Raw genomic sequence first — 22,546 nt, 5'->3', positions numbered from 1 at the left:
CCAATTCGTTAATTCCGAACCGGCAATCCGCTCAAAACCGCATTTTTTGAGCGGATTACTGGCAGTTCGGGAGAGATCAGAGCACCATTTCAGTCATGACCGGCTCGACCTTGCCGTGCCAGGCATCGCGATAGCGCGCCTCCAGAACCTGGGCCAGGCTCTGGCCACGCTCCAGAATGCCGTGCAACGGCATCAGGAAGCGGGTCTCGTCCTGCCCGGCGGCGTTCTTCAGAGCCCTGCGCGCAAGGCCCGCACGCGACAATTCCACGACCTCGGCAGCGATCTCCGCGAGCTTGCGCCCACCGATCGTGGCCGCAAGCCCTTCGCGCGGCACCGCGTCGCGCAGCGCCTGCCGCTCCTCGGCGGTCCAGCCCTTGACGAGGTCCCAGGCCGCATCGAGCGACGTCGTATCGTAGAGCAGCCCGACCCAGAAGGCCGGCATCGCAGCCAGCATGTCGACCGGGCCGGCATCGCAGCCACGCATCTCGAGGAAGCGCTTGAGCCGGACCTCGGGGAACAGCGTCGAGAGGTGATTGGCCCAGTCGGACATCGTCGCCTTCTCGCCCGGCAATTGCGGCAAGCGGCCGGCCAGCAGGTCGCGGAAGGAGGCGCCGGCGACGTCGTGATAGATGTCGCCGCGCTTGACGAAGTACATGGGAACGTCGAGCGCCCAGTCGACATAGCCCTCATAGGACATGCCCTCGTCGAAGGCGAAGGCGAGCATGCCGGAGCGCGCGTTGTCGGTATCGCGCCAGATCTCGGAGCGCATCGACTGGAAGCCGTTGAGCTTACGCTCCAGGAAGGGCGAGGAGGCGAACAGGGCTGTGGAGAGCGGCTGCAATGCCAACGAGACCCGGAGCTTGCGAACCATGTCCGCCTCGCTGGCGAAGTCGAGATTGACCTGCACGGTGCAGGTCCGGAACATCATGTCGAGGCCCATCGTGCCGACCTTCGGCATGTAGTTCGCCATGATCTTGTAGCGGCCCTTCGGCATCACCGGCGTCTCGGCACGGGTCCAGAGCGGCGAGGCGCCCAGGCCGACAAAGCCGATATCATGCGGGGCGGCCACAGCCTTCACATCGGCGAGATGGGCCAGAAGCTCGGCCTCCGTCTCATGCAACGTCGCCAGCGGCGCGCCGGACAATTCGAACTGACCGCCGGGCTCCAGCGAGATCGCGCCACCGCCATCCGGCCCGGCCAAGCCGATGATATGGCCGGCATCGACGATCGGTTCCCAGCCCAATCGCTGCTGCATGCCTTCCAAGAGGGCGCGGATACCGCCTGCACCAGCGCGCCCCTCATAGGGAACGGGCGCGAGGTCGCTCCGATAGAACGGGAATTTCTCGTGCTCGGTGCCGATCCGGAAGGACGAGACCGGTTTCTCGCCGGCGGCGATCCACGCAATCAGTTCGGCTTTGGAACCGATCGGGGTCGAATCGGACACGTCGCGAGCCATGGGCGCTCCGGCAGATGAGTCAGGACGACCGGCCCCCGGCACTGAGCGCGCGGAGGAAGCCGGAAGAGGATGCACAGACATAGGCGAGCGCCGGGCGCTCGACAACGACTGCTATCGTGCATTCGCGCAAAGGCGACCGGCGCTGGCGGCAGGTCTCACCGCCCTGTTTTCAGGCGCGCGGCCAGTCGCCGAGAGCAGCCTGCACCAAAGCGAGTGCCGCGACCGCAGCCGTATCCGCCCGCAGGATGCGCGGGCCAAGCGAGATCGGCTGCGTGTTGGGCCGCGACCGGATCAATTGCCGCTCGGCCTCGTCGAAGCCGCCTTCGGGTCCGATCAGGACGGCGAGCGGCGCCGGCTTGCACGCCGCCAGCGCGGCGAGCGGGCTCGCCTCCGCCATGCCCTCGTCGCAGAAGACCAGCAGCCGCTCCGGCGCCAGCGCAGCAAGGGCGGCTTCCAGGGAGCGTTCCGGCTCGATCTCCGGCAGGCTGAGGATGCCGCATTGCTCGGCCGCCTCGACGGCATTGGCGCGCATCCGATCGAGATTGAGTCGGGAAACCTGGGTGCGCCGGGTCAGCACGGGCTGAAGGACCCCCGCGCCCATCTCGACTGCCTTCTGCGCCATGTAGTCGAGCCGGGCATGTTTCAGCGGCGCGAACAGGTAGTGCAGATCGGAGGCCGGAGGCTGCGGCTTCGTTTGCCGGACCAGTTCGAGGCTTGCCTGCTTGCGGCCTTCCGGCACGAGGCGCGCCAGCCATTCGCCGTCACGCCCGTTGAAGACGAGCACCGTGCCCTCGACCCGCAGGCGCAGGACATTGAGCAGGTAGTTGGCCTGCTCTCGTTCGAGCGGAAGAATCGCCGCCGGGCCAAAGGGCTGGTCGATATAGAGCCGGTGCCGGGCGAAATCGGGAACGGACATGGGCGCGAGCGCCTCCGGGAAAGCAAGAATATCGTCGAGAACGCTACGAAAAACGCCACAATCTCTTTCTAGTAGCGATCCGTTCCCAAAAGGCCACCCATGGACTCGCAAGAGTCGTTGGCGTTAACAGCGCCTGCTGTTAAGGACGTATCGAAGGATCGGCCGGGGAGGCCGGCAATCTGGAGTAAGGAAACCATGCGGCGTTGGATGGCTTCAGGCGCAATCGCGGTGCTCGGCCTTGCCGTGGCCCCGTTCCTGGCGGCTGCTCCCGCAAACGCGCAGGCCTCGGGCTGCGAACAGATCCAGAAGCTGCTCACCGAGCGCCAGTCGATCGTCGCGCGGCTCTCGTCCGCGCAGAAGGCCAAGCAGAAGATGACGCCGCAGGAAGCCTGCAGCGCCTTCGGCCGTCTCGTCAATAACGGCGATGCCGCGATCAAGTTCGCCACCGCCAACCAGGACTGGTGCCAGATCCCACCAGCCTTCATCGAAGGCATGCAAGCCGACAACAAGAAGGTCACCGGCTTCCGCGCGCAGGCCTGCAACGCGGTGAAGCAGCAGGCCGCGATGCAGCGCCGTGCCCAGCAGCAGGCGCAAGGGGCCAACCCGTTCGGCGGTGCCGACTCCATCACCGGCGGTGTCGGCGGCGGGATGCGCGTGCCGCAAGGCGCGCTCTGACCGGCGCGCCGGCGCCATGCCCGATCCGTCTCCCCTCGGAGCGATGCCCGGGCGCGACGCGCCTCTTCCCGATGCGCTGACCGGCCACTGGGTCGATACGCGGGCCCCCCGAGCCACACGGCCGTTCCTCAAGCTCGCCCGCATCGAGCGGCCGATCGGCTGGTGGCTGCTGCTGATGCCGTGCTGGTGGGCAGCCGGCCTTGCCGCCATCGCTGCCGGCCAGCCCTATCCCAATCCCTGGCATTGCCTGCTCTTCTTCGTCGGCGCCGTGCTGATGCGCGGCGCGGGCTGCACCTTCAACGACATCATCGACCGCAAGCTCGACGCCGAGGTGGCGCGCACGCGTGGGCGGCCACTGCCGTCCGGGCAGGTGACGGCGAAGGCCGCCGCCCTGTTCATGGTCGCGCAGGCGCTCCTCGGCTTCGTCGTACTGCTGCAGTTCAACCGCTTCACGATCATCCTCGGCATCGCCTCGCTCGTGATCGTTGCGATCTACCCGTTCATGAAGCGGGTCACGAACATGCCGCAGTTCGTGCTGGGGCTCGCCTTCTCATGGGGCGGGCTGATGGGCTGGAGCGCCGTGTTCGGCCGGCTCGATCCGCCGGCCTACCTGATCTACGCCGCTTCCATAGCCTGGACGGTCGGCTACGACACGATCTATGCGATGCAGGATCTGGAAGACGATGTCATCGCCGGCATCCGCTCGAGCGCACGCTATTTCGGCGACCATACGCGCGAGGCGGTGGCGCTGTGCTTTGCGCTGGCGGTTGTGCTCACGGGCATCGCGATCTGGCTGGTCGGCGGTGGCCCCATCGCCTGGCTCGGCTTTGCGGCCTTTGCCGTGCATCTCGGCCGCCAAGTGACGCGCATCAATGGTGCGACGGCACCCGAAGCCTTACGGATTTTCCGGTCGAACCGCGATGCCGGCCTGCTTCTGGCGGCCGGGCTCGCGCTCGATGCGATGAGTCGTTCGCTGTTCTGAGGATCAGTCCGTCATCCGGTCGCCGCTGACGATGACCGGCAGTTCAGCCAAGCGACCGGTCTTGCGACGGGTCAGGAAGCGTGGCCGGCGGCCATTGAGCAGGCCGTGACGGCGGCGGATGCGAACCGCTCCCAGCGCGACGCGGCCAAGCTGCGGATAAGGCTCGCTCACCACGCCATCGGCGGCTTCGAGCAGGAGCGGCAGGCCGCTGGTCCGGCCGAAATCCCGCCAGAGCGCGACCGCATCCTCCTGATCGGCTGACGCCACCACGATGGAGCGGCCGTCGCCGGCCGTCAGGGCCAGCTCGAAACGCTCATCGTCACCCGCCGGATTGGCAAGACGCAGCGCGACGCCGCGCCAGTTGCCATTGCCGCGCAGTATCCGCACGGAACCGACGCGCTCGATCGCCGGAGCGACCGGACGATCCGGCATCGGGTTGCGGGAAACGATCGCTGTGGTTGTCGGACCGCCGGAGAGAACAGGCACAAAACCGCTCTCTCCGGCGGCCGGCGTGACGCTGGCCATCGGTTGTAACGCCTCTCTGTAATCCCTGCTGCAACGGAGCCCTCTGTCGATGCCGGGGCTCTCGTGCTTGCCATGTGAGGATGGCCGCCAGCCGTGTCCGAGCGCTTAAAGGGTTGGGTTAAAGGAAGGTGTTTCCGCCGCGATCCGACCCGAAACAGGTGGTTTCCCGCGGGATGCTTGACGGAATCTTTCGATCCATGGCCGCATTTTCGGCTTGAAACAGCGACTTTCACGGCCGATAGGAAAGCCATGAACGCCACCACGCTACCGATCGCGGCCGAGCTGCTGAAGGCTGTCGGCGAAAGCTGCCTGGAAGCAGGCACGATCGCGCTGGACCTGTTCCGGCCGGGCGCGGCGACAGCGGCGCGGACCTGGTCCAAGAGCGGCGGGTCGCCCGTCACCGAAGCCGATATCGGCGTCGATACCTTCCTGCGGATCCGTCTCTCCGAATTGCTCCCCGAGGCCGCCTGGCTGTCGGAGGAGACCGTGGACGACGCGCAGCGGCTCTCGCATCGCTACGTCTGGGTCGTCGACCCGATCGACGGCACGCGGGCCTTCATGCAGGGCTCGCCGGACTGGGCGGTGTGTGTCGCGCTGCTTGACCAAGGCGCGCCGATCCTCGGCATCGTGCATGCACCGGCCTGCCAGGCGACCTATCGCGCGCTGGCCGGCGGTGGCGCGACCCTCAATGGCGAGATCATCCGGACGACTTCCGCGGACACGCTGACCGGCGCGCGCATCGCCGGCCCCAAGCCGATGCTCGATGCGCTCGCGCAGTTCGAGAGCTTCGAGGCCGCCGGCCGCATTCCGTCGCTGGCGCTGCGGCTCACGCGCATTGCCGACGGCACGATCGATGCCGGCCTGATCTCGCCCGACGCCCGCGACTGGGACCTGGCGGCGGCCGATCTCGTGCTGAGCGAAGCCGGCGGGCAGCTCACCGACGGCGAGGGCCGGCCTGTCGTCTACAATCGCGAGGCCCCCGTCCACGGTATGCTCGCGGCCAGCAACGGCAAGCTTACCGCGCCGCTGCTAGCGGCGATCGAGCGGCTGCGCGACGGACGGACGCAGCCCGCCTGACGATTTTTTTCAACGCTTCCGGCGCGGCCCGCTCGCATGGGCCGCCGGGATGGCTTATGGGGGCGCCAACGTCCCTCGCAGGAGAGTTCGATGAGCACCGAGCCGGAACAGAAGCAGCTTCTTCACCTCGTGCTGGGCGGCGAGCTCGCCTCGCTCGACGGCATCACCTTCAAGGATCTGTCGAAGCTCGACATCGTCGGCGTCTTCCCGAACTATGCCACCGCGCACTTGGCCTGGAAGGCCAAGGCGCAGCAGACCGTCGACCAGGCGCAGACGCGCTACTTCATCGTCCATCTCCACCGGCTGCTCGACCCCGAGACCGCCAAGAGCTGAGCCCGGACGGGCTTAGAACGACAGGACCTATGGGTTTTTCGATCCTCAAGACGCGCGTGGCGCAGGAAACGCTTGGCCGGATGCTGGCCGGCTATCTGCGCCTCGTGCAACGCACGAACCGGATCGTCTTCGAGCCCGCCGATATCTACGACCATGTCCGGCCGGACCTGCCGCTCATCTTCGCGATGTGGCACGGCCAGCACATCATGATCCCTTTTGCCCGGCCGGACTGGATGCCGGCCTGCTCGCTGGTGTCGCGCCATGGCGATGGCGGCTTCAACGCCGTCGCCCTGCGTGAACTCGGCATCGGCGCGATCCGCGGCTCGGGCGCACTCGGCAAGAAAGTCCGCGAGAAGGGCGGTGCCAGCGCCTTCCTTGCCATGGTCCGCCGGCTCGCCGCGGGTGACACCATGGTGCTCACCGCCGACGTGCCGAAGCGCGCCCGCATCGTCGGCCCCGGCATCATCGCGCTGGCCCGCGCCTCCGGCCGGCCGATCCGCGCGGTCGCCGTGGTGACGAGCCGGCGCATCGATTTCAACAGCTGGGACCGCGCCTCGATCGGCCTGCCCTTCGGACGCTGCGCCATCGTCGTCGGCGAGCCGATCCTGGTCGCGCGCGATGCCGACGAGGCGACGCAGGAAGCGGCACGCCTCGCGCTTCAGGCCAGCCTCGACGACGTCCATGCCCGCGGCTACGCGATCGTCGGCAGCAGCGATCCGGGCGCCGGCCTGCGCGATAAGCAGCTGGCTGCCGGGGCGCCGGCATGAGCGGCAAGGGCGCGATCCTCCGCAGCTATCGCTATGCGACCTCCCTGCTGGAACCGGCTGCGGCCGGGCTTCTGCTCTGGCGCCAGCGACGCGGCAAGGAGGATGCGACGCGCCTCGCCGAGCGGCGTGGCCACGCGAGCGTCAAGCGGCCGAACAAGCCGCTGGTCTGGCTGCACGGCGCCAGCGTCGGCGAGACCGTGACCCTGCTGCCCCTGATTGCCAAATTGCAGAAGCGCGGCTTTGCGGTGCTGGTGACCTCCGGCACGGTCACCTCCGCCAAGCTGATGGCGGCCAGGCTGCCGGGCGGCGTGATCCACCAGTACATCCCGCTCGACGTGGCGCGCTACATGCGCCGCTTCATGGACCACTGGCGGCCGGACCTTTGCCTGATCTGCGAATCCGAGATCTGGCCGAACCTGCTGATCGAGGCGCAGCGCCGCGACATCCCCGTCGTGATGGTCAATGGCCGGATGTCGGAGCGCTCCTTCGCGCGCTGGTACAAGATGCCGAAGACCTCGCGCTTCCTGCTCTCCTGCTTCGAGGCCTGCCTCGCGCAATCGCAGGGCGATGCCGAGCGTCTGGCGCAGCTCGGCGCGCCGCGCGTCAGCGTCAGCGGCAACCTGAAATTCGACGTGCCAGCTCCGCCCGCCGACCCCGACACGCTCGCGATCCTGGATGGCCAGACGACAGGCCGCCCGGTCTGGATCGCCGCCAGCACCCATCCCGGCGAGGACGAGCTGGTGCTCGCCGCCCATCTCGCGATCAAGCCCTATCTGCCGAAGCTGCTCACGATCATCGCGCCGCGCCACCCCCAGCGCGGCCCCGAGATCGAGGCGCTGGCCGAGGCGAACGATGTGCCGGTCTCGCGCCGCGCAGCGGGCGGAAGCCCGGAACGCGACGTCGATCTCTATGTCGCCGACACCGTCAACGAGCTCGGGCTGTTCTACCGTTTGTCGCAGGTCGCCTTCCTCGGCGGCTCGCTGGTCGAGGGCATCGGCGGGCATAACCCGATCGAGCCGGCCAAGCTCGGCTGCGCCCTGCTGCACGGGCCGCATGTCCATAACGCCGCCGAGATCTTCGCCGCCTTCGATCGCGACGGCGGCTCGCGCGAGGTCGCCGATGCGCAGGCGCTGGCCGGCGCGGTCCATCGCTGGCTGAACAACCCGGCCGAGGCCCGGCAGGCGGCGCGCGCCGCCGCGCAGACCGCGACCGAGCTCGGCGGCGCCCTGAACCGCACGCTCCATGCGATCGAGCCCTTGCTGATGCGGGTCGCGATCGGCCAGCGCGAGAGCGCGCCCTGATGCTGCGTGCCCCGCGCTTCTGGTGGCGGGAGACACCGACGCTGCTCGCCCGGCTGTTTCAGCCGCTCGGCTTCCTCTACGGGCGGATCACCTTGCGGCGGATGCGGCAGCCCGGCACCGAAGCCGGTGTTCCGGTCATCTGCGTCGGCAATTTCGTCGCCGGCGGCGCCGGCAAGACGCCGACCGCGATCGCCATCGCGCGCCTGCTGGAAGCGCGGGGCGAAAAGCCTTTCGTGCTGATGCGCGGCTATGGCGGACAGCTTGCCGGGCCGGTCGAGGTCGATCCCGATCGGCATCGCGCGGCCGATGTCGGTGACGAGCCGCTGCTGATGGCCCACCATGCCCGCACCGTCATCGCCCGCGACCGGGTGGCCGGCGCCAGGCTGGCGCGCGGCCTTGGTGCCAGCATCGTCGTGATGGATGACGGGCTGCAGAATCCGTCGCTGGTCAAGCATCTCAGGCTCGCGGTGGTCGACGGGGCAAGCGGCGCCGGCAACGGGCTTTGCCTGCCGGCCGGCCCCTTGCGTGCGCCGCTCGCCGAGCAGATGAGCCTAACGGACGCCGTCATCGTGATCGGGCCGGGGGACGCAGGCGGACGCGTCGCCGCTGTCGCGCGCGAGGCGAAGAAGCCGGTTCTCAAGGCGACCCTCAAGCCTGCCGATGCCGCCGTCGCGCGCTTGCATGGCCAGAAGGTCGTCGCCCTGTCAGGGATCGGGCGGCCGGAGAAATTCGTGGCCACGCTGCGGGATGCGGGAGCGATCGTCATAGCCGAGCAAGCCCATGGCGACCATCACGCTTACGCGGAAAGCGATGTCACGGCTGCGCTAGCGGTTGCCCGGGAGCACTCCGCGCTGGTTGCAACCACCGAGAAGGATTGGACCAAGCTCGCGCCGCTCTGGCCCGAGGATGCGCGTGACGAACTGGTCGTGGTGCCGGTCTCGCTGGCTTTCGCGGAACCGGCCGGGATCAGCGGCTTGCTCGCTGCCATCGGCAAGGCGAGCTGAGATTTCGTCAGGCGCGGCCGGCGCGGCGCAGTCTCAGAAGCGCGGCTTCCGACGAGGAATAGGCTTCCTGCCACTCGATCGACCAGTAGCGGAGATCGTCGAGACGGATCGGCGCACCAGTCACGGCGCAGCGCACGAAAGCGCCCGGCTTGACCACGCGGAACTCGCCGGGGCCGTAATCGACGACAGCTTCAGGGCCATGAGGCGGAAGGCGCTCGCTGATATTCATCAAAATTGCATCAAATCATTGATCGGGAAACGGAAAGCCGGGATACTCCGGGGTTTGTGATAACCTTCTGGTCGGCGATGTCCAGTCTCCTGCGCCTCATGGCGTGCCTGATGAGCCTTGCGCTGCTCGCAGCATCGGCAGCCCGTGCCGGTGGCTACGAGCGCGTGGCCATTGCGACCGACCAGGGAACGCTGACCGGGGTGTTCTATCTGCCGGCTGGCCAGGGGCCGTTTCCGGCCGTCGTCGCTTTGCATGGTTGCGGCGGCTTGTGGCGCGAGCACGGCCAGCTTTCGCTCCGGCATGCCGATTGGGGCGAGCGGCTGGCCGCCGCCGGCTTCGCCGTGCTGATGCCTGACAGCTACGGCTCGCGCGGGCTCGGCTCGCAATGCGGCGTCAAGGACCTGACCGTCCGGGCCAACCGCGAGCGCGTCGCCGACGCGATGGCCGCGCGGAGCTGGCTGCAGCAGCGCGGCAACATCAAGCCTGACTCGATTGCGCTCCTCGGCTGGTCGAGCGGCGGCCTCACCGTCCTGACCGCGATCCGCAAGGAACGCATGCCCGCCGACGGCATGCCCGATTTCAAGCGCGCCGCCGCCTTCTACCCTGCCTGCCGGAGCCAGTCGGAATCGCCGAGCTTTTCCGCCCGCATCCCGCTCCTGATCCTGATCGGCGAGGCCGATGACTGGACGCCGGCCGCGCCCTGCGGCCATCTCGCCAAGGCGGCGCAGGCACGCGGCGAGCAGGTCGGGCTCGTGCTCTATCCCGGCGCGCTGCATGATTTCGACCATCCGCGCCTCGAGGTGAAAGAGCGCGACAACATCGCCTATTCCGCCAGCGGCACCGGCAAGGCCACGGTCGGCACCAACATGGCGGCACGCGAGGACGCGCTGAAGCGGGTCAAGGCCTTCCTGACCGCGCCCTGAACTTCAGAACAGGTCGCCCTGCGATCCCGGCGTCGGCGCCTTGCGCAAGGGGCGCGGCGCAGGCGGCTTCGTCCCCCCGGCCTCTCCACCGATAACGGTGACGCCGAAGCTGCCGTCAGCGACCTGCACCGAAAGTGCCCTGCCCGGCTGGGCCGCCTCGACGCTGCGCACCAGTGCACCGGCTTCGTCGCGGATCAGGGCGTAGCCGCGGGAGAGCACCGCCTCAGGCCCGAGCGAGCGGATCAGGGCCCAGAGCGAGGCGAGCCGGTCAGTACGGCGATGCAAGATCTGGCCAAAGGCGCGCTCGGCGCGCTGAGCCAATGCAAGGCCGCGTTCGCGGCGCTGGATCAGGCTCTGGCCGAAGGCGTTGCGCGCCCGCGTCTCCAGTGTCGCGAGACGATCGCGCGCATTGGCGATCCGGGTGCGCTCGCCGGCAACAGCATTCCCCCTGGCGGCGGCCAGTGCGCGCCCGAAACCATCGAGCTGCGTCCGCAGACGAACGAGCGCGAGACGCGGCGAGCGCGCCTCCAGCCGGCGCGACAGAGCCTGCAATTGCTGCTCATGCGTGCGCGCATTGCGAGCGAGCGCAGGCGCCAGCCGCGTCGCGGCAAGATCGAGCCGCTGGCGCGGGCCTGACAGGACGGCCTCAGGTCCCGGCAAGGCACGGGCGAGCGCCCGCAGGTCGCTGCGGCGGCGGTCCGACAGGCGGAGCATCGCCCCGGCATGGCGGCGCGCGAGATCGGCGACGAAGCCCATCAGCTCCGCCCGCACCGGCACGACCTTCTCGGCCGCGCCGGTCGGCGTCGGGGCGCGCAGGTCGGCGGCGTGATCGATCAGCGTCCAGTCGGTCTCATGGCCGACGGCGGAGACCAGCGGTATCTCCGAGGCCGCGGCAGCGCGGACGACGATCTCCTCGTTGAAGCTCATCAGGTCTTCGAGCGAGCCGCCGCCGCGCGCGACGATGATCACATCCGGCCGCGGGATGCGCCCGCCCAAGGGGAGCGCATTGAAACCGGCGATGGCGTTGGCAACCTCGGCGGCGCTGGTCTCGCCCTGTACGCGCACCGGCCAGACCAGGACATGGCGCGGGAAGCGATCCTCCAGGCGGTGCAGGATATCGCGGATGACCGCGCCGGTCGGCGAGGTCACGACGCCGATCACGGAGGGCAGATAGGGGATGAGCTGCTTGCGCTCCTCGGCGAAGAGGCCCTCGGCAGCGAGCCGCTTGCGGCGCTCCTCCAGCAGCGCCATCAGCGCGCCGGCCCCGGCCAGCTCCAGCGAATCGATGACGATCTGGTAGCTCGACTTGCCGGCGAAGGTGGTGATCTTGCCGGTGGCGACGACCTCCAGCCCTTCCTGCGGGCGCGTCTTCAGGCGGCCGAAGACGCCCTTCCAGATCACCGCATCGATCTTGGCGTTGGTGTCCTTCAGCGAGAAATAGACATGGCCGGAGGCGACCGGGCCGCGATAGCCCGAAATCTCGCCACGCACGCGCACGAAGCCGAAATTGTCCTCGATCGTGCGCTTCAGCGCTCCCGAGAGGTCAGAGACGCTCCATTCGGGCGCATTGCCGGTCGTCTGCTGCGATTCGCTGCTCATGGCCGGGACCATAACCGGACGGGCGATACAGCAGAAGCGTTGCCCGCAGCGCCCGGTGCCGTTATTGCGCCCGTGACGGAGCGGAGAGCGCGATGAAAATTCTTCTGATCGGTTCGGGCGGCCGCGAGCATGCGCTCGCCTGGGCGATTTCGGCCTCGCCGCTCTGCGACACGCTGTTCATCGCGCCGGGCAATCCCGGCACCGCCCATTGCGGCGAGAATGTCGTGATCGATATCGCCGACCACGCGGCGGTCGCCGCCTTCTGCCGGCTGCAGGCCATCGGCCTCGTCGTCGTTGGGCCGGAAGGGCCGCTGGTCGCCGGCATTGCCGACGATCTCAGGGCCGCCGGCATCAAGGTCTTCGGCCCGTCCAAGGCTGCGGCCCAGCTCGAAGGCTCGAAGGGCTTCACCAAGGAGCTCTGCGCCGAATTCGGCATCCCGACCGCCGGTTTCGGCCGCTTCAGCGACGCGGCTTCCGCCAAGACTTACGTCGCCACCCAGGGCGCGCCGATCGTGATCAAGGCCGACGGGCTCGCCGCCGGCAAGGGCGTGATCATGGCCGAGACGCTGGATCAGGCGAACGAGGCCATCGACATGATGTTCTCGGGCGGCTTCGGCGCGGCCGGGGCCGAGGTCGTGGTCGAGGAATGGATGATCGGCGAGGAAGCCAGCTTCTTCGCGCTCTGCGACGGCACGCATGCGCTGGCGCTCGCCTCGGCCCAGGACCACAAGCGCGTCGGCGACGGCGATACCGGCCCGAATACCGGCGGCATGGGCGCCTATTCGCCGGCCCCCGTGATGACGCCCGCGCTGACCGAGCGCGTCATGGCCGAGATCATCCGGCCGACGCTCGCCGGCATGGCGAAGCGCGGCACGCCGTTCCAGGGCGTGCTCTTCGCCGGGCTGATGATCACGGCGCAGGGGCCGAAGCTGATCGAGTACAACACCCGCTTCGGCGACCCCGAATGCGAGGTGCTGATGCCGCGCCTCAAGAGCGACATCGTGCCGGCGCTGCTCGCCGCCTGCGACGGCGTGCTCGACCGGGTCGACCTGCGCTGGCGCGACGAGCCGGCACTGACCGTCGTGCTCGCGGCGAAGGGCTATCCGGACAAGCCGGAGACGGGCAGCGTCATCCGCGACGTCGAGAAGGCCGAGGCGCTGGACGACGTGCTCGTCTTTCATGCCGGCACGAAGCTCAGGAATGGCGACCTCGTCGCCAATGGCGGGCGCGTGCTCAACGTGGTCGCGCTCGGCAAGAGCGTCGGCGAGGCGCAGAAGCGTGCCTACGAGGCCGTCGACAAGATCGACTGGCCCGGCGGCTTCTGCCGTCGCGATATCGGCTGGCAGGCGGTCAAGCGCGAGCAAGGCTGACAGGACCGTTTGCGCGGCGCTATGCTGCCGCCCATGGCGAACATCGACAGTCTCTTCCCCGGCTTCAAGGCGCATTGGATCGACGGGCCGCTCGGCAAGATCTTCGCGCGCGTCGGCGGCGAAGGCCCGCCGCTGGTGCTGATCCACGGCTTTCCGCAGACCCATGCCGAATGGCACCGGCTGGCGCCGGAGCTGGCCAAGACCCACACCGTGGTCTGCCCCGACCTGCGCGGCTATGGCTGGTCGGCCGCGCCGCATGGCGATGGCGGCCAGGAAACCTACACCAAGCGCGGCATGGGCGAGGACATCGTCGCGGTGATGCAGGCGCTCGGCCATATCCGCTTCGGCGTGATCGGCCATGATCGCGGCGCGCGCGTCGCCTATCGCCTCGCCCTCGACCATCCCGGCCGCGTCGAGCGGCTCGTCCTGCTCGACATCCTGCCGACCGTCTCGATGTGGGAGGGCATGAACGCGGCGCGCGCCATGCAGGTCTATCACTGGACCTTCCTCGCCCAGCCCGAGCCGATCCCGGAGAACCTGCTCAAGGCCGATCCGGTTGGCTGGCTCGACCGCACGATCGCGAGCTGGAGCCGGGCGAAGAATCTCGACCTGTTCGACCCGCTGGCGATGCGATCCTATGCGGAATCCTTCAGCGATCCCTCGCGGACCCACGCGGCCTGTGAGGATTACCGCGCCGGCGCCACGACCGATATCGAGCACGACAAGGCCGATCTCGCTGCGGGCAAGCGCATCCTCTGCCCGGTGCAGGTGCTCTGGGGCGAGGCCGGCATCCCGGCCAAGGACGCAAGCCCGCTCGCGATCTGGCGCGAGACTTTCGCGCCGCAGGCCGAAGGGCAGGCGATCGATAGTGGCCATTTCCTGCCGGAGGAGAATCCGCAAGCGACGCTCGCGGCGCTGAAGCCGTTCTTGGCGCAGGCTGCGGCCTGAGCGGACCCACGGGAACAATCGGCATGCCACGTTCCCGCCCCTCCGAAGCGCCGCCAAGCGGAAGCGCGCCCGAGATCGCGCTCGTGCTCGGAGCCGGTGGAGCGCGTGGCCTCAGCCATATCGCGGTGCTGGAGGCCTTTGACGAGCTCGGCGTGAAGCCCGCGCGCATCGCCGGCTGCTCGATCGGCGCGATCATCGGTGCAGCCTATGCCGCCGGGCTGTCCGGCCGGGAGTTGCGCGAGCATGCGCTGTCGACCTTCCGCGACCGGGCGCGAGTGATCGCGCGGCTTCTCGATTGCCGCGTCGGCAAGCTCGCCGATCTCGTGCGTGGCCTCGGCAATCCCGTGCTGATCGATGGCGAGCGCCTGCTCGATCTGTTCTGGCCGGAGGCCGTGCCCGATCGCTTCGAGGAGCTGGCGATCCCGTTCACCGCGATCGCGGCGGACTACCATCGGCACGCCGTCGTCGCGCTGCACGATGGCCCGCTGACCCCGGCCGTCGCGGCCTCGCTCGCCATTCCCGGGCTGGTGCGGCCGGTCGCGCTCGGCGGGCGCGTGCTGATCGATGGCGGCGCGATCGATCCCCTGCCCTATCGGGATTGGCTGGCACCAGGCCGCATCGTCGTCGCGGTCGATGTCAGTGCGCCCATGACCGAGCCGGGCGAAGCGCGCATTCCCGGCGCGATGGAGGCACTCGTCGGCGCCTCGCAGATCCTGACCCGCACGCTGGTCCAGCGCCTGATCGAGCAGGAACCGCCGGATATCCTGATCCGGGCCGGCGCCGACGGCATCGGTGGGCTCGATTTCTTCAAGGCCAAGGCGATCCTCGCGGCAGCCGAGCCGATCAAGCACGAGGTCAAGCGAGCGCTGGAACGGGCTCTCGAATCGCGGGGCTGACCGGTTCGGGCGCATCGCAGCGGAAGCTGGGCAGCGCGGCCTCCAATACGCCTTGCCCCTCCTCGGTCAGGATCACGGCGCGGCTGTCCTTGCGGCGGCGCACCCAGTTCATCTCGAAGCAGCGGCAGGCGAGCGAGGCCGCGAGATGGCCGGCGAGGTGCGGCCGGCGCTCGCTCCAGTCGAGACAAGGGCGCAAGGCGGCGCGGCGGCTCCTGGCGGTAGCGTCGGGATCGAGGCCCAGCGCCCTGAAGATCGCCTTGCCCGACGCTGTCAGCGCATAGCCGCCTTCGCTCGCGGCGAGATGGCCGCCCGCCATCAGCGCATCATGAATGCCGATGCCGAGCCTTCCGGCGAAATGGTCGTAGCAGGTGCGGGCCTGGCTCAGTTCCGCCCCGACGCGCGAAGGCAGGCGCCGGCTCGTGCCGTCGAGATTGGCCAGCACCATCAGCCCTTCCAGCGCCGTCGCCACCTCGGGACCGGCCAGCCGGTAGTAGCGGTGGCGCCCCTGCACGGCGACGTCGATCAGCTTGCCCTGCATCAGCTTGGCGAGATGGCCGCTTGCCGTCTGCGGCGCGACGCCGGCGATCCAGGCGAGTTCCTTCGCCGTCAGCGCGCGGCCGTCCATCAGCGCGTGCAGCATGTTGGCGCGGGCCGGATCGCCCATCAGATGGGCGATCTCCGCGAGATAGGGACCTTGCGTGCTCATGGTGACATGATGCGCCATCGCCGCCGCGCCGCAAGCGGGAACACTACGGCACGGGCCGTAGCGTCGGGCAGCGACAGGCGCCCACGGCAATGCCAAAAGCAGGGCATGGACAACACGACTCTTCTCATCTTCGTCACCGCGACCTTCGTGCTCGCCGGCTTCGTCAAGGGTGTCATCGGGCTGGGACTGCCGACCATCGCGGTCGGCATCCTCGGCGTGGTCATGGCCCCGGCCCAGGCGGCGGCGCTGCTGGTCGTGCCCAATCTCGTCACCAATGGCTGGCAGATCGCGACCGGGCCAAAGCTCGGGGCCACGCTGAAGCGCCTCTGGCCGATGCTTACGGCCATCTGCCTGGGCACCTGGGCTGGCGCCGGGTTGCTGCAACAGCAGAAGGACGGCAGCGCCACGCTCTGGCTCGGCGCGGCGCTTGTTCTCTATGCGCTCGTCGGTTTGAAGGCGGCGAAGCTGCGCGTACCGCCCCGCTGGGAAGGCTGGCTCGGGCCGGTGATCGGTTTCACGACGGGTGTCGTCACCGCCGCGACGGGCGTGTTCGTGCTGCCGGCCGTGCCCTATCTGCAGGCGCTGGGCTTCGACAAGGACGAGTTGGTGCAGGCGCTCGGCATCTCCTTCATCGTCTCGACGCTGGCGCTGTCCTTCGGCCTGATCGGGGCGGGAGCGCTCAACGGCACCGTCGCCTGGCAGTCGCTGCTGGCGCTCGTCCCTGCGCTGATCGGCATGGGCGCCGGCCAATTCATCCGCAGCCGCATCTCGCCCGCAACCTTCAAGATCTGCTTCTTCGCCGGCCTGCTGGCGCTGGGAGCGTATCTCTGCTGGCGCAGCCTGGCCTGATGGTCCGGCCCTTGCTTAGCGCAGCAGGACGAAGTTTGCAGGCTTAACCAGGCGCTAACCATACGGGCGCAGCCTCGGCCGGCAGAAACGGGAGCGGCTCGCATGGAAGCCTTCACCATGGTCATCATGGCCTGCGTCGCCGGCGAGGCGCATTGCGCCACCAGCCGCGTCAGCGAAATGGGCTTCACCACGGCACAGGCCTGCGAGGCACGGATCGACGACATCGCTCGCACGATGACCAAGGAGTTCGGCAAGCGTCCGGAGTTCAAGGGTCGGCAGGTGACCTATGACGTCTCCTGCATGGACCGCGCGCAGCTCGCGGCGAAGTTCGGCATCGCCTCGTCGGATACGTGAGCCTTAACGCCGCTCGCGGAAGAAATCCCTGAGCAGCGCCGCGGCCTCCGTCTCGCGCAGGCCGCCATAGACCTCCGGCGCATGATGGCAGGTCGGGCTCTCATAGAGCCTGACGCCGTTCTCGACCGCGCCGCCCTTCGGATCACCGGCGCCGAAATAAAGCCGCCTGATCCGGGAAAACGAGATCGCCGCCGCGCACATCGGGCAGGGCTCGAGCGTGACGTAGAGATCGCAGCCGATCAGCCGTTCGCTGCCGATCGCCTCGCAGGCGAGCCTGAGCGCCAGCATTTCGGCGTGCGCCGTCGGGTCCTTCAGCTCCAGCGTGCGGTTGCCCGCGCTGGCAAGGATCGCTCCGTCACGCACCACCACCGCGCCGACCGGCACCTCGCCGCGCGCGGCGGCAGCCTTCGCCTCGTCGAAGGCAAGCGCCATGGCATCGACGGTGGATGAGTGTTGCGGCAGCGACATCGAAAACCCCAGCTTTGACGCTCGCAGCGAAGGAAAGCCTCTGCTACAAGCGCCGGTCATAGCGAATAAGCGAGCCAGGCCTTTCCCGCAAAGCGGTTGTGCTCGGCCGGCTCAGGAGCAAGCATGAAAGACGACGACAACAACAGAGGCCGCGGCCCACGCAAGGGCGGTGGCGCCGGCGGCCGTGGCCCCGGCTCCGGTGGCAAAGGCTTTGGCGGCAAGCCCTTCGGCAGCCGCCCCAGTGGCGAAGGTCGCGGGCCCGCGCACGACGGAGAACGCAAGCCCTTCCGCAGCCGCCCGGCCGGCGACGACCGCCCGGCCCGCGACGGCGAGCGCAAGCCCTTCCGCGGCCATTCGGCTGGTGACGAGCGTCCGGCCCGCCGCTTCGAGCGCCCTGCCGGCACTGAGGGCGAGGCTCCGCGTCCGCGCCGCTTCGACAACGACCGCCCGGTCCGCGCCAGGACCGAGGGCGAAGGCCGCAATTTCCGCGAGCGCTCGGGCGATGAGCGCCCGCGCCGCACAGGCGACCGCCCCTTCGCAGGCCGCGACCGGCCGCAGGGCGACCGGCCGCCGCGTGGCGAGGGCCGCGACGGCGAGAAGCGTTTCTCGCGCCCGCGTTCGCCCCGTTTCGAGGGCCAGGACGATCGTCCGCGCCGCGCGCGCGAGGATGCGCCCGAGCGCAAGCTGATCACGGCCGACGAACCGGAGCGGATCGCCAAGGTGATGGCGCGCGCCGGTGTCGCCTCGCGCCGCGACAGCGAAGCGATGATCGCGGAAGGCCGCGTCAGCGTGAACGGCACGGTGCTGGACAGCCCGGCCCGCGACGTGAAGCCGACCGATATCGTGCTGATCGACGGCGAGCCCTTGCCGGCCCGGGAGCGCACGCGGCTGTGGCTCTACCACAAGCCCCGCGGCGTGGTGACGACCAATTTCGACCCGGAAGGCCGGCCGACCGTCTTTGACGTGCTGCCAGAAGACCTGCCGCGCGTACTGACCATCGGCCGCCTCGACATCAACACCGAAGGCCTGCTGCTGCTGACCAACGATGGCGGGCTGGCGCGGGTTCTGGAATTGCCGGAGACCGGCTGGCTGCGCCGCTACCGCGTGCGCGCCTTCGGCGAGGTGACGCAAGACGTTCTCGACACGGTCAAGGACGGCGTCACCATCGATGACGTCCATTACGGGCCGGTGATCGCCCGCTTCGAGCGCCAGCAGGGCTTCAACACCTGGCTGACGGTCGATCTGCGCGAGGGCAAGAACCGCGAGGTCAAGACCGTGCTCGAGCATCTCGGGCTGACGGTGAACCGCCTGATCCGCATCTCCTTCGGCCCGTTCCAGCTCGGCGAGCTCGAGGAGGGCGAGGTCGACGAGATCCGCTCGCGCGTGCTGCAGGACCAGCTCGGCACCGAGCTCGCGGCCAAGGCCGGCGCCGATTTCGAATCGCCGCGCCGCGACGCCCTGCCCGCCGCGCCGCGCCCGGCGCCAGCCGGCGACGATCGCCCGCGCCGCCGCCGCGACGAAGCCGGCCGCGACGACGAGCCGGCCCGCGCGCCGCTGCGCGGCGACAAGCCCTGGACCCGTACCGTCTGGCGCGATGCCGAGACCGAGCCGCAGCGCGAACGCAAGGCCCCGCCGCGCCGCGGCGCCGACCCGAAGCTGGAGCGGCAGGAGCGCGAGGCCACCGGCGACGTCAAGCGCCGCCGCGACACGCCGATCGCCGATCCGAAGGGCCGGCGCGTGCTGGTCGAGCGCGTCCGCGCCCCCGTTTCGGAAGAACGCGCTGCTCCCGAACGCGAGAGCAAGCGCAGGCCCGACCGCAAGCCGCGCCAGGAGCGTGGCCGCGAAGAGCGTGGTGGCGACGAGGCACGCGCCCCGCGCTCCTTCGAACGCTCTGGCGGAGACGAAAGGCCGGCACGGCGCCCGCGCAGCGAGGCCGGCGAACGCGATCGCGGTGGTGACCGGCCGTGGGAAGATCGCGCACCGCGCGGCGAGCGTCCTGACCGCCCGCCCCGTGACGGCGCTGAGCGCCCTGCCCGCGCCTTCCGCGAGCGTTCATCGGAGGAGAGGCCGCGCGGCCGCAGCTTCGGCGACAAGCCTGCCGGCAAAGGCTTCGGGGGCAAGAGCTCCGGCGGACGGTCCTCCGATCGGCCGGGCGATGACCGGCCCCGTGGCCGCAGCTTCGGCGACAAGCCCGGTGGCAAGAGCTTCGGAGGCCGTTCATCCGAGCGGCCGGCCGGTGGCGGACGCCCCTTCGGCGGCAAGCCTGGCGGTGGGCGACCGGGTGGCGGCAAGGGTCCGCGCCCCGGCGGCGGTGGCAGAGGTCCCCGTGCCGGTGGCGGCAGCCGCGACTAAGCGATGCGGATCGTCGGCGGACGCCTGGGCGGCCGGCCTCTGGCCGGCCCGAAACCGGGGATCGGCAGCATCCGGCCGACCTCGGACCGCCTGCGCGAATCCCTGTTCAACGTGCTCGTCCATGCCTATGGCGACGCGATCGAAGGCGCGCGCGTGCTCGATCTCTTCGCCGGCACGGGCGCGCTCGGCTTCGAGGCCTTGTCACGGGGCGCGGGCTTCGCCCTGCTGGTCGATGACGGCACGGAGGCGCGCGGCATCATCCGCGAGAACCAGATGGCTCTCGGTATCGCCGGCTTCAGCCGCATCTTCCGCCGCGACGCCACCAAGCTCGGCCCGATCACCGGCATGGCGCCGTTCGGCCTCGTCTTCTGCGACCCGCCTTATCGCAAGGGGCTCGGCGAGAAGGCGCTGACCTCGGCCCGCGAGGGCGGCTGGCTGGCACCGGAGGCGCTGATCGTGCTGGAAGAGGCTGCGGATGCCGAGATCAGCCTGCCGGAGGGCTTCGAGGAGCTGGAGCGGCGGGCATATGGCGAGACGCAGGTTCTGGTGCTGCGGGTGACGTAGGCACCGAGGCGAGACGCTGGCAAAGCGACGATTCTTGCTTCTAGTAGCAGGCGGATGACGGCAGGAATTCGCAAGCCGCACAACAGCGTCACGTATTGCACTCCATTCACATGCGTCGGGCTTGAGCCCCACATATTGGCGCATGGCGAGCCATTGTTTATAAATTGAGCACATGAATCTTCAGGACATCGAAGCCTATGTCGCGGTGGCAGAAACCGGATCGGTGAGCCGAGCTGCTGCGCGCCTCAATCTTACTCAGCCTGCGACCACGCGACGTATCCAGAGCTTTGAAGCGACGGTCGGCGAAGGACTTCTCTTCAACCGCACGGTCAAGCCAGCTACTCTGACCGCGCTCGGCACGCATGTTCTCGAGCATTGCAGGCGCGTGCTATCTGCGGTGGCAGAGTTGGAAACCTGCACGACAAGCGCCGCCGACCCGGCCGGCGAGCTCAGAATCGGCGTCGCCCATGGGCTCGGCGAAATGGTGCTCGCAACCCCAGTGGAGGCGCTGCGGCAGCGTTACCCCCGCATCAGGCTCAAAATCGGATCGAGTTGGAGCATCGACCTTATCGAGGACGTGCGGAGCGGGGCCATCGACTGCGCCATCGGCCTGCTGACCGAAGCACACTTGATTCCGGCCGGATTGCAGCGGGTCGCTCTGGCAGACGAGCAGGTGGTCGTCGTTTCAGCGTCCCGCGCTGCCACAAGGCGGGATGGCAGCCCATGGCGATTGCGCGACCTGGCAGACGAGGACTGGTTTCTCAATCCACCTGGCTGTGGCTGTCGTGCTGCGCTGACGCGCGCCTTTGATCGCCAGCAACTCCCGATGCGTATCGCGGCGGAAATCTTTGGAGAGAATCTGCAGCTATCTCTTCTCTCCGACAATAATGGCCTGTCACTCGTCCCGCGCCGGCTGTTCGAGCACAGCCCGCATCGTCACGGCCGGCAGATTCTCGATGTGGTTGATTTCAGCATGCCAGCCACGGTAGCGCTGGTCCGCAGCAGCCTGGCTGGTCGCTTTGACGCACCGATGGACAATCTCGTGCGCGCATTGCGCGACGAGTTAAGCAAACCATAAGTTTCAGCATAATCATTATATTAATAATGCATTTGATTTATATTGATTGAGCGGCCATTCCTCATGGGCAGCTACCGGCTGAGAGAAATCTTTGCCGCCGGCACCGATCTAGCCTGCCCATTTAGAGGTACCGCTCCGATGATCGTCACAGTGCTTCGCTCTCGCCTGGTTCCCGGCATTCTGGACGAATATGGCCCCACAGCCAGACGCATGAGCGAGTTGGCCCGAACTATACCGGGCTATGTCTCTCACAAGGGCTTCGTCGCCGAGGATGGCGAACGCGTCACCATCGTGGAGTTCGAAACCGAAGAGGCACTTCAGGACTGGAAAGTTCATCCGGAGCACCGTGAAGCCAAGCGGATCGGCTTCAAGAAATTCTACAGCGTCTTCAGCTACCAGATATGCAAGGTCACGCACGCCCGTGCTTGGGAAAGCAAGGTCGCGACGACATGACGGTTACGCGCTTGCCTCTCACGGGGCCGGGCGTCCGCCTGCCGACCATTTCTTCGGAATTGATCGCACGCCACGTCTAGATGGCTGAGAGCCTGCGCAGCGCCGCGATCCGCGATGCGGCAGAGCGGATCTCCGTATATCCTTGCCGTCTGATAGACCGCATGAAACGCCGGATCGCTTCCGAGCCGAACTCGGAAAGCCCCAAACAAGCAACCTGAGTGTCGCGCTTCTCCGCAGCTATAGCAGTGCGATGTGCGGCTGGCGTCCCGCAACCGTGCAGGCCACCGACACTTACTCCAGGGTCGGCTCGTAGCGGAGGATGCCCGCTATTCTTGGCTTTGAACCAGCGGGCATATCGCTGGGGTGATTGATGCCGTCGTTGACCTGCAGCACCGGGAAATCGAAGGGGCTGGCGCCGTCGATGCAGGCGACGTTCACGCCGAGCTGACCTGGATTCGAACGGCGCTGATGATGGGTATAGATGCCGCAGCCCAGGCAGAAATAGTGCTTCGCCGTCCGGGTGTTGAACTGGTACTCGCCAAGCTTGTCCTCGCCTGAGACAATCCTGACGCTGCTCGCCGAAACCACGACCGCGCCTCGCATGCGGCAAAACGAGCAATCGCAGCGGCGCGCCGTTTTCATGCCGTCGGTCAGGGTCGCTTCGAAACGAACGCTTTTGCAGTGACAGGCCGCCTGGACAATCGTCTCGCCTGCCATCGCC

General features: G+C 68.4%; 25 protein-coding genes. 17 read left to right on the top strand and 8 right to left on the bottom strand.

The features are described 5' to 3' along the window. Nucleotides 1-76 precede the first annotated feature (76 nt). Nucleotides 77-1,456 (bottom strand): glutamate--cysteine ligase, encoded by a 1,380-nt coding sequence (locus AC07NY_RS13845; protein WP_494584315.1) that lies wholly within the window; start codon nucleotides 1,454-1,456, stop codon nucleotides 77-79. 169 nt (nucleotides 1,457-1,625) lie between these two features. Continuing rightward, nucleotides 1,626-2,372, bottom strand: coding sequence for a 16S rRNA (uracil(1498)-N(3))-methyltransferase (locus tag AC07NY_RS13840; protein ID WP_494584314.1), 747 nt, complete (start codon nucleotides 2,370-2,372; stop codon nucleotides 1,626-1,628). Nucleotides 2,373-2,579: 207 nt separating this feature from the next. Here AC07NY_RS13840 and AC07NY_RS13835 point away from each other — a divergent pair, with 207 nt between their 5' ends. Both AC07NY_RS13835 and ubiA read left to right on the top strand, forming a co-directional pair. Then, nucleotides 2,580-3,047, top strand: coding sequence for a hypothetical protein (locus AC07NY_RS13835; RefSeq protein ID WP_492284289.1), 468 nt, complete (start codon nucleotides 2,580-2,582; stop codon nucleotides 3,045-3,047). A 16-nt stretch (nucleotides 3,048-3,063) separates the two neighbouring features. Continuing rightward, nucleotides 3,064-4,029: a 4-hydroxybenzoate octaprenyltransferase gene (gene ubiA / locus AC07NY_RS13830; protein ID WP_494584313.1), complete on the top strand. Its 966-nt coding sequence runs from the start codon at nucleotides 3,064-3,066 to the stop codon at nucleotides 4,027-4,029. Between the two features lie 3 nt (nucleotides 4,030-4,032). Here the strand turns inward: ubiA and AC07NY_RS13825 are convergent, their stop codons facing one another. After that, nucleotides 4,033-4,554, bottom strand: coding sequence for a DUF6101 family protein (locus AC07NY_RS13825; RefSeq protein ID WP_494584312.1), 522 nt, complete (start codon nucleotides 4,552-4,554; stop codon nucleotides 4,033-4,035). Between the two features lie 249 nt (nucleotides 4,555-4,803). Here AC07NY_RS13825 and AC07NY_RS13820 point away from each other — a divergent pair, with 249 nt between their 5' ends. The 5 genes from AC07NY_RS13820 (at nucleotide 4,804) to lpxK (ending at nucleotide 9,036) form a co-directional block, all read left to right on the top strand. Beyond that, nucleotides 4,804-5,631: a 3'(2'),5'-bisphosphate nucleotidase CysQ gene (locus AC07NY_RS13820; protein WP_494584311.1), complete on the top strand. Its 828-nt coding sequence runs from the start codon at nucleotides 4,804-4,806 to the stop codon at nucleotides 5,629-5,631. Nucleotides 5,632-5,721: 90 nt separating this feature from the next. After that, nucleotides 5,722-5,964, top strand: a complete 243-nt coding sequence (locus AC07NY_RS13815; RefSeq protein ID WP_492284293.1) for a DUF4170 domain-containing protein — start codon at nucleotides 5,722-5,724, stop codon at nucleotides 5,962-5,964. Nucleotides 5,965-5,993: 29 nt separating this feature from the next. Further along, nucleotides 5,994-6,731, top strand: coding sequence for a lysophospholipid acyltransferase family protein (locus tag AC07NY_RS13810; RefSeq protein WP_492284294.1), 738 nt, complete (start codon nucleotides 5,994-5,996; stop codon nucleotides 6,729-6,731). Further along, on the top strand, nucleotides 6,728-8,032 hold the full coding sequence (locus tag AC07NY_RS13805) for a 3-deoxy-D-manno-octulosonic acid transferase (protein WP_492284295.1): 1,305 nt from the start codon (nucleotides 6,728-6,730) through the stop codon (nucleotides 8,030-8,032). The genes AC07NY_RS13810 and AC07NY_RS13805 overlap by 4 nt, the downstream gene beginning before the upstream one ends. Further along, nucleotides 8,032-9,036 carry a tetraacyldisaccharide 4'-kinase gene (gene lpxK, locus AC07NY_RS13800; RefSeq protein ID WP_494584310.1) on the top strand — a complete coding sequence of 335 codons (1,005 nt, stop codon included), beginning with the start codon at nucleotides 8,032-8,034 and terminating at the stop codon, nucleotides 9,034-9,036. The genes AC07NY_RS13805 and lpxK overlap by 1 nt, the downstream gene beginning before the upstream one ends. A 7-nt stretch (nucleotides 9,037-9,043) precedes the next feature. Here the strand turns inward: lpxK and AC07NY_RS13795 are convergent, their stop codons facing one another. After that, complete coding sequence (locus tag AC07NY_RS13795) at nucleotides 9,044-9,265, bottom strand: DUF2093 domain-containing protein (RefSeq protein ID WP_257732426.1); 222 nt, start codon at nucleotides 9,263-9,265, stop codon at nucleotides 9,044-9,046. Nucleotides 9,266-9,375: 110 nt separating this feature from the next. On the opposite strand from AC07NY_RS13795, the gene AC07NY_RS13790 reads away from it, so the two are divergent. Further along, the gene (locus tag AC07NY_RS13790) at nucleotides 9,376-10,188 is read left to right on the top strand and encodes a dienelactone hydrolase family protein (protein WP_494584309.1); all 813 of its coding nucleotides are present in this window, start codon (nucleotides 9,376-9,378) and stop codon (nucleotides 10,186-10,188) included. 3 nt (nucleotides 10,189-10,191) lie between these two features. On the opposite strand, the gene xseA is transcribed toward AC07NY_RS13790, so the two are convergent. After that, on the bottom strand, nucleotides 10,192-11,787 hold the full coding sequence (gene xseA / locus AC07NY_RS13785; RefSeq protein ID WP_494584308.1) for an exodeoxyribonuclease VII large subunit: 1,596 nt from the start codon (nucleotides 11,785-11,787) through the stop codon (nucleotides 10,192-10,194). Nucleotides 11,788-11,879: 92 nt separating this feature from the next. Between xseA and purD the strand changes: the two genes are divergently transcribed. From purD to AC07NY_RS13770, 3 genes are read left to right on the top strand one after another with little or no spacing between them, the layout of a single operon-like run. Beyond that, the gene (gene purD, locus AC07NY_RS13780; protein ID WP_494584307.1) at nucleotides 11,880-13,157 is read left to right on the top strand and encodes a phosphoribosylamine--glycine ligase; all 1,278 of its coding nucleotides are present in this window, start codon (nucleotides 11,880-11,882) and stop codon (nucleotides 13,155-13,157) included. 33 nt (nucleotides 13,158-13,190) lie between these two features. Next, nucleotides 13,191-14,105, top strand: coding sequence for an alpha/beta fold hydrolase (locus AC07NY_RS13775; protein WP_494584306.1), 915 nt, complete (start codon nucleotides 13,191-13,193; stop codon nucleotides 14,103-14,105). Between the two features lie 23 nt (nucleotides 14,106-14,128). Beyond that, nucleotides 14,129-15,001: a patatin-like phospholipase family protein gene (locus AC07NY_RS13770; RefSeq protein ID WP_494584305.1), complete on the top strand. Its 873-nt coding sequence runs from the start codon at nucleotides 14,129-14,131 to the stop codon at nucleotides 14,999-15,001. On the opposite strand, the gene AC07NY_RS13765 is transcribed toward AC07NY_RS13770, so the two are convergent. Next, complete coding sequence (locus tag AC07NY_RS13765) at nucleotides 14,961-15,725, bottom strand: ArsR/SmtB family transcription factor (RefSeq protein ID WP_494584304.1); 765 nt, start codon at nucleotides 15,723-15,725, stop codon at nucleotides 14,961-14,963. The genes AC07NY_RS13770 and AC07NY_RS13765 overlap by 41 nt on opposite strands. Before the next feature lie 87 nt (nucleotides 15,726-15,812). Here AC07NY_RS13765 and AC07NY_RS13760 point away from each other — a divergent pair, with 87 nt between their 5' ends. Both AC07NY_RS13760 and AC07NY_RS13755 read left to right on the top strand, forming a co-directional pair. Further along, nucleotides 15,813-16,556, top strand: a complete 744-nt coding sequence (locus AC07NY_RS13760; protein ID WP_494584303.1) for a sulfite exporter TauE/SafE family protein — start codon at nucleotides 15,813-15,815, stop codon at nucleotides 16,554-16,556. Nucleotides 16,557-16,658: 102 nt separating this feature from the next. Continuing rightward, the gene (locus AC07NY_RS13755) at nucleotides 16,659-16,910 is read left to right on the top strand and encodes a hypothetical protein (protein ID WP_492284304.1); all 252 of its coding nucleotides are present in this window, start codon (nucleotides 16,659-16,661) and stop codon (nucleotides 16,908-16,910) included. Between the two features lie 3 nt (nucleotides 16,911-16,913). Here the strand turns inward: AC07NY_RS13755 and AC07NY_RS13750 are convergent, their stop codons facing one another. Then, entirely contained in the window at nucleotides 16,914-17,378 is a 465-nt protein-coding gene (locus AC07NY_RS13750; RefSeq protein ID WP_494584302.1) for a nucleoside deaminase, read from the bottom strand. Between the two features lie 684 nt (nucleotides 17,379-18,062). Here AC07NY_RS13750 and AC07NY_RS13745 point away from each other — a divergent pair. The 4 genes from AC07NY_RS13745 (at nucleotide 18,063) to AC07NY_RS13730 (ending at nucleotide 21,825) form a co-directional block, all read left to right on the top strand. Continuing rightward, entirely contained in the window at nucleotides 18,063-19,730 is a 1,668-nt protein-coding gene (locus AC07NY_RS13745) for a pseudouridine synthase (RefSeq protein ID WP_494584682.1), read from the top strand. A gap of 3 nt (nucleotides 19,731-19,733) precedes the next feature. Continuing rightward, entirely contained in the window at nucleotides 19,734-20,294 is a 561-nt protein-coding gene (rsmD, locus tag AC07NY_RS13740) for a 16S rRNA (guanine(966)-N(2))-methyltransferase RsmD (RefSeq protein ID WP_494584301.1), read from the top strand. A gap of 172 nt (nucleotides 20,295-20,466) precedes the next feature. Continuing rightward, nucleotides 20,467-21,372: a LysR family transcriptional regulator gene (locus tag AC07NY_RS13735; protein WP_494584300.1), complete on the top strand. Its 906-nt coding sequence runs from the start codon at nucleotides 20,467-20,469 to the stop codon at nucleotides 21,370-21,372. Between the two features lie 63 nt (nucleotides 21,373-21,435). Further along, entirely contained in the window at nucleotides 21,436-21,825 is a 390-nt protein-coding gene (locus tag AC07NY_RS13730) for an antibiotic biosynthesis monooxygenase family protein (protein ID WP_494584299.1), read from the top strand. A 291-nt stretch (nucleotides 21,826-22,116) separates the two neighbouring features. Here the strand turns inward: AC07NY_RS13730 and AC07NY_RS13725 are convergent, their stop codons facing one another. Continuing rightward, nucleotides 22,117-22,542, bottom strand: a complete 426-nt coding sequence (locus AC07NY_RS13725) for a GFA family protein (RefSeq protein WP_494584297.1) — start codon at nucleotides 22,540-22,542, stop codon at nucleotides 22,117-22,119. Between the last annotated feature and the right edge of the window lie 4 nt (nucleotides 22,543-22,546).

The organism is Allobosea sp. GW821-FHT09G06 (genome assembly GCF_059416005.1).
The sequence above is the reverse complement of the archived record's forward strand: the minus strand, read 5'-3'. Positions and strand labels throughout refer to the sequence as shown.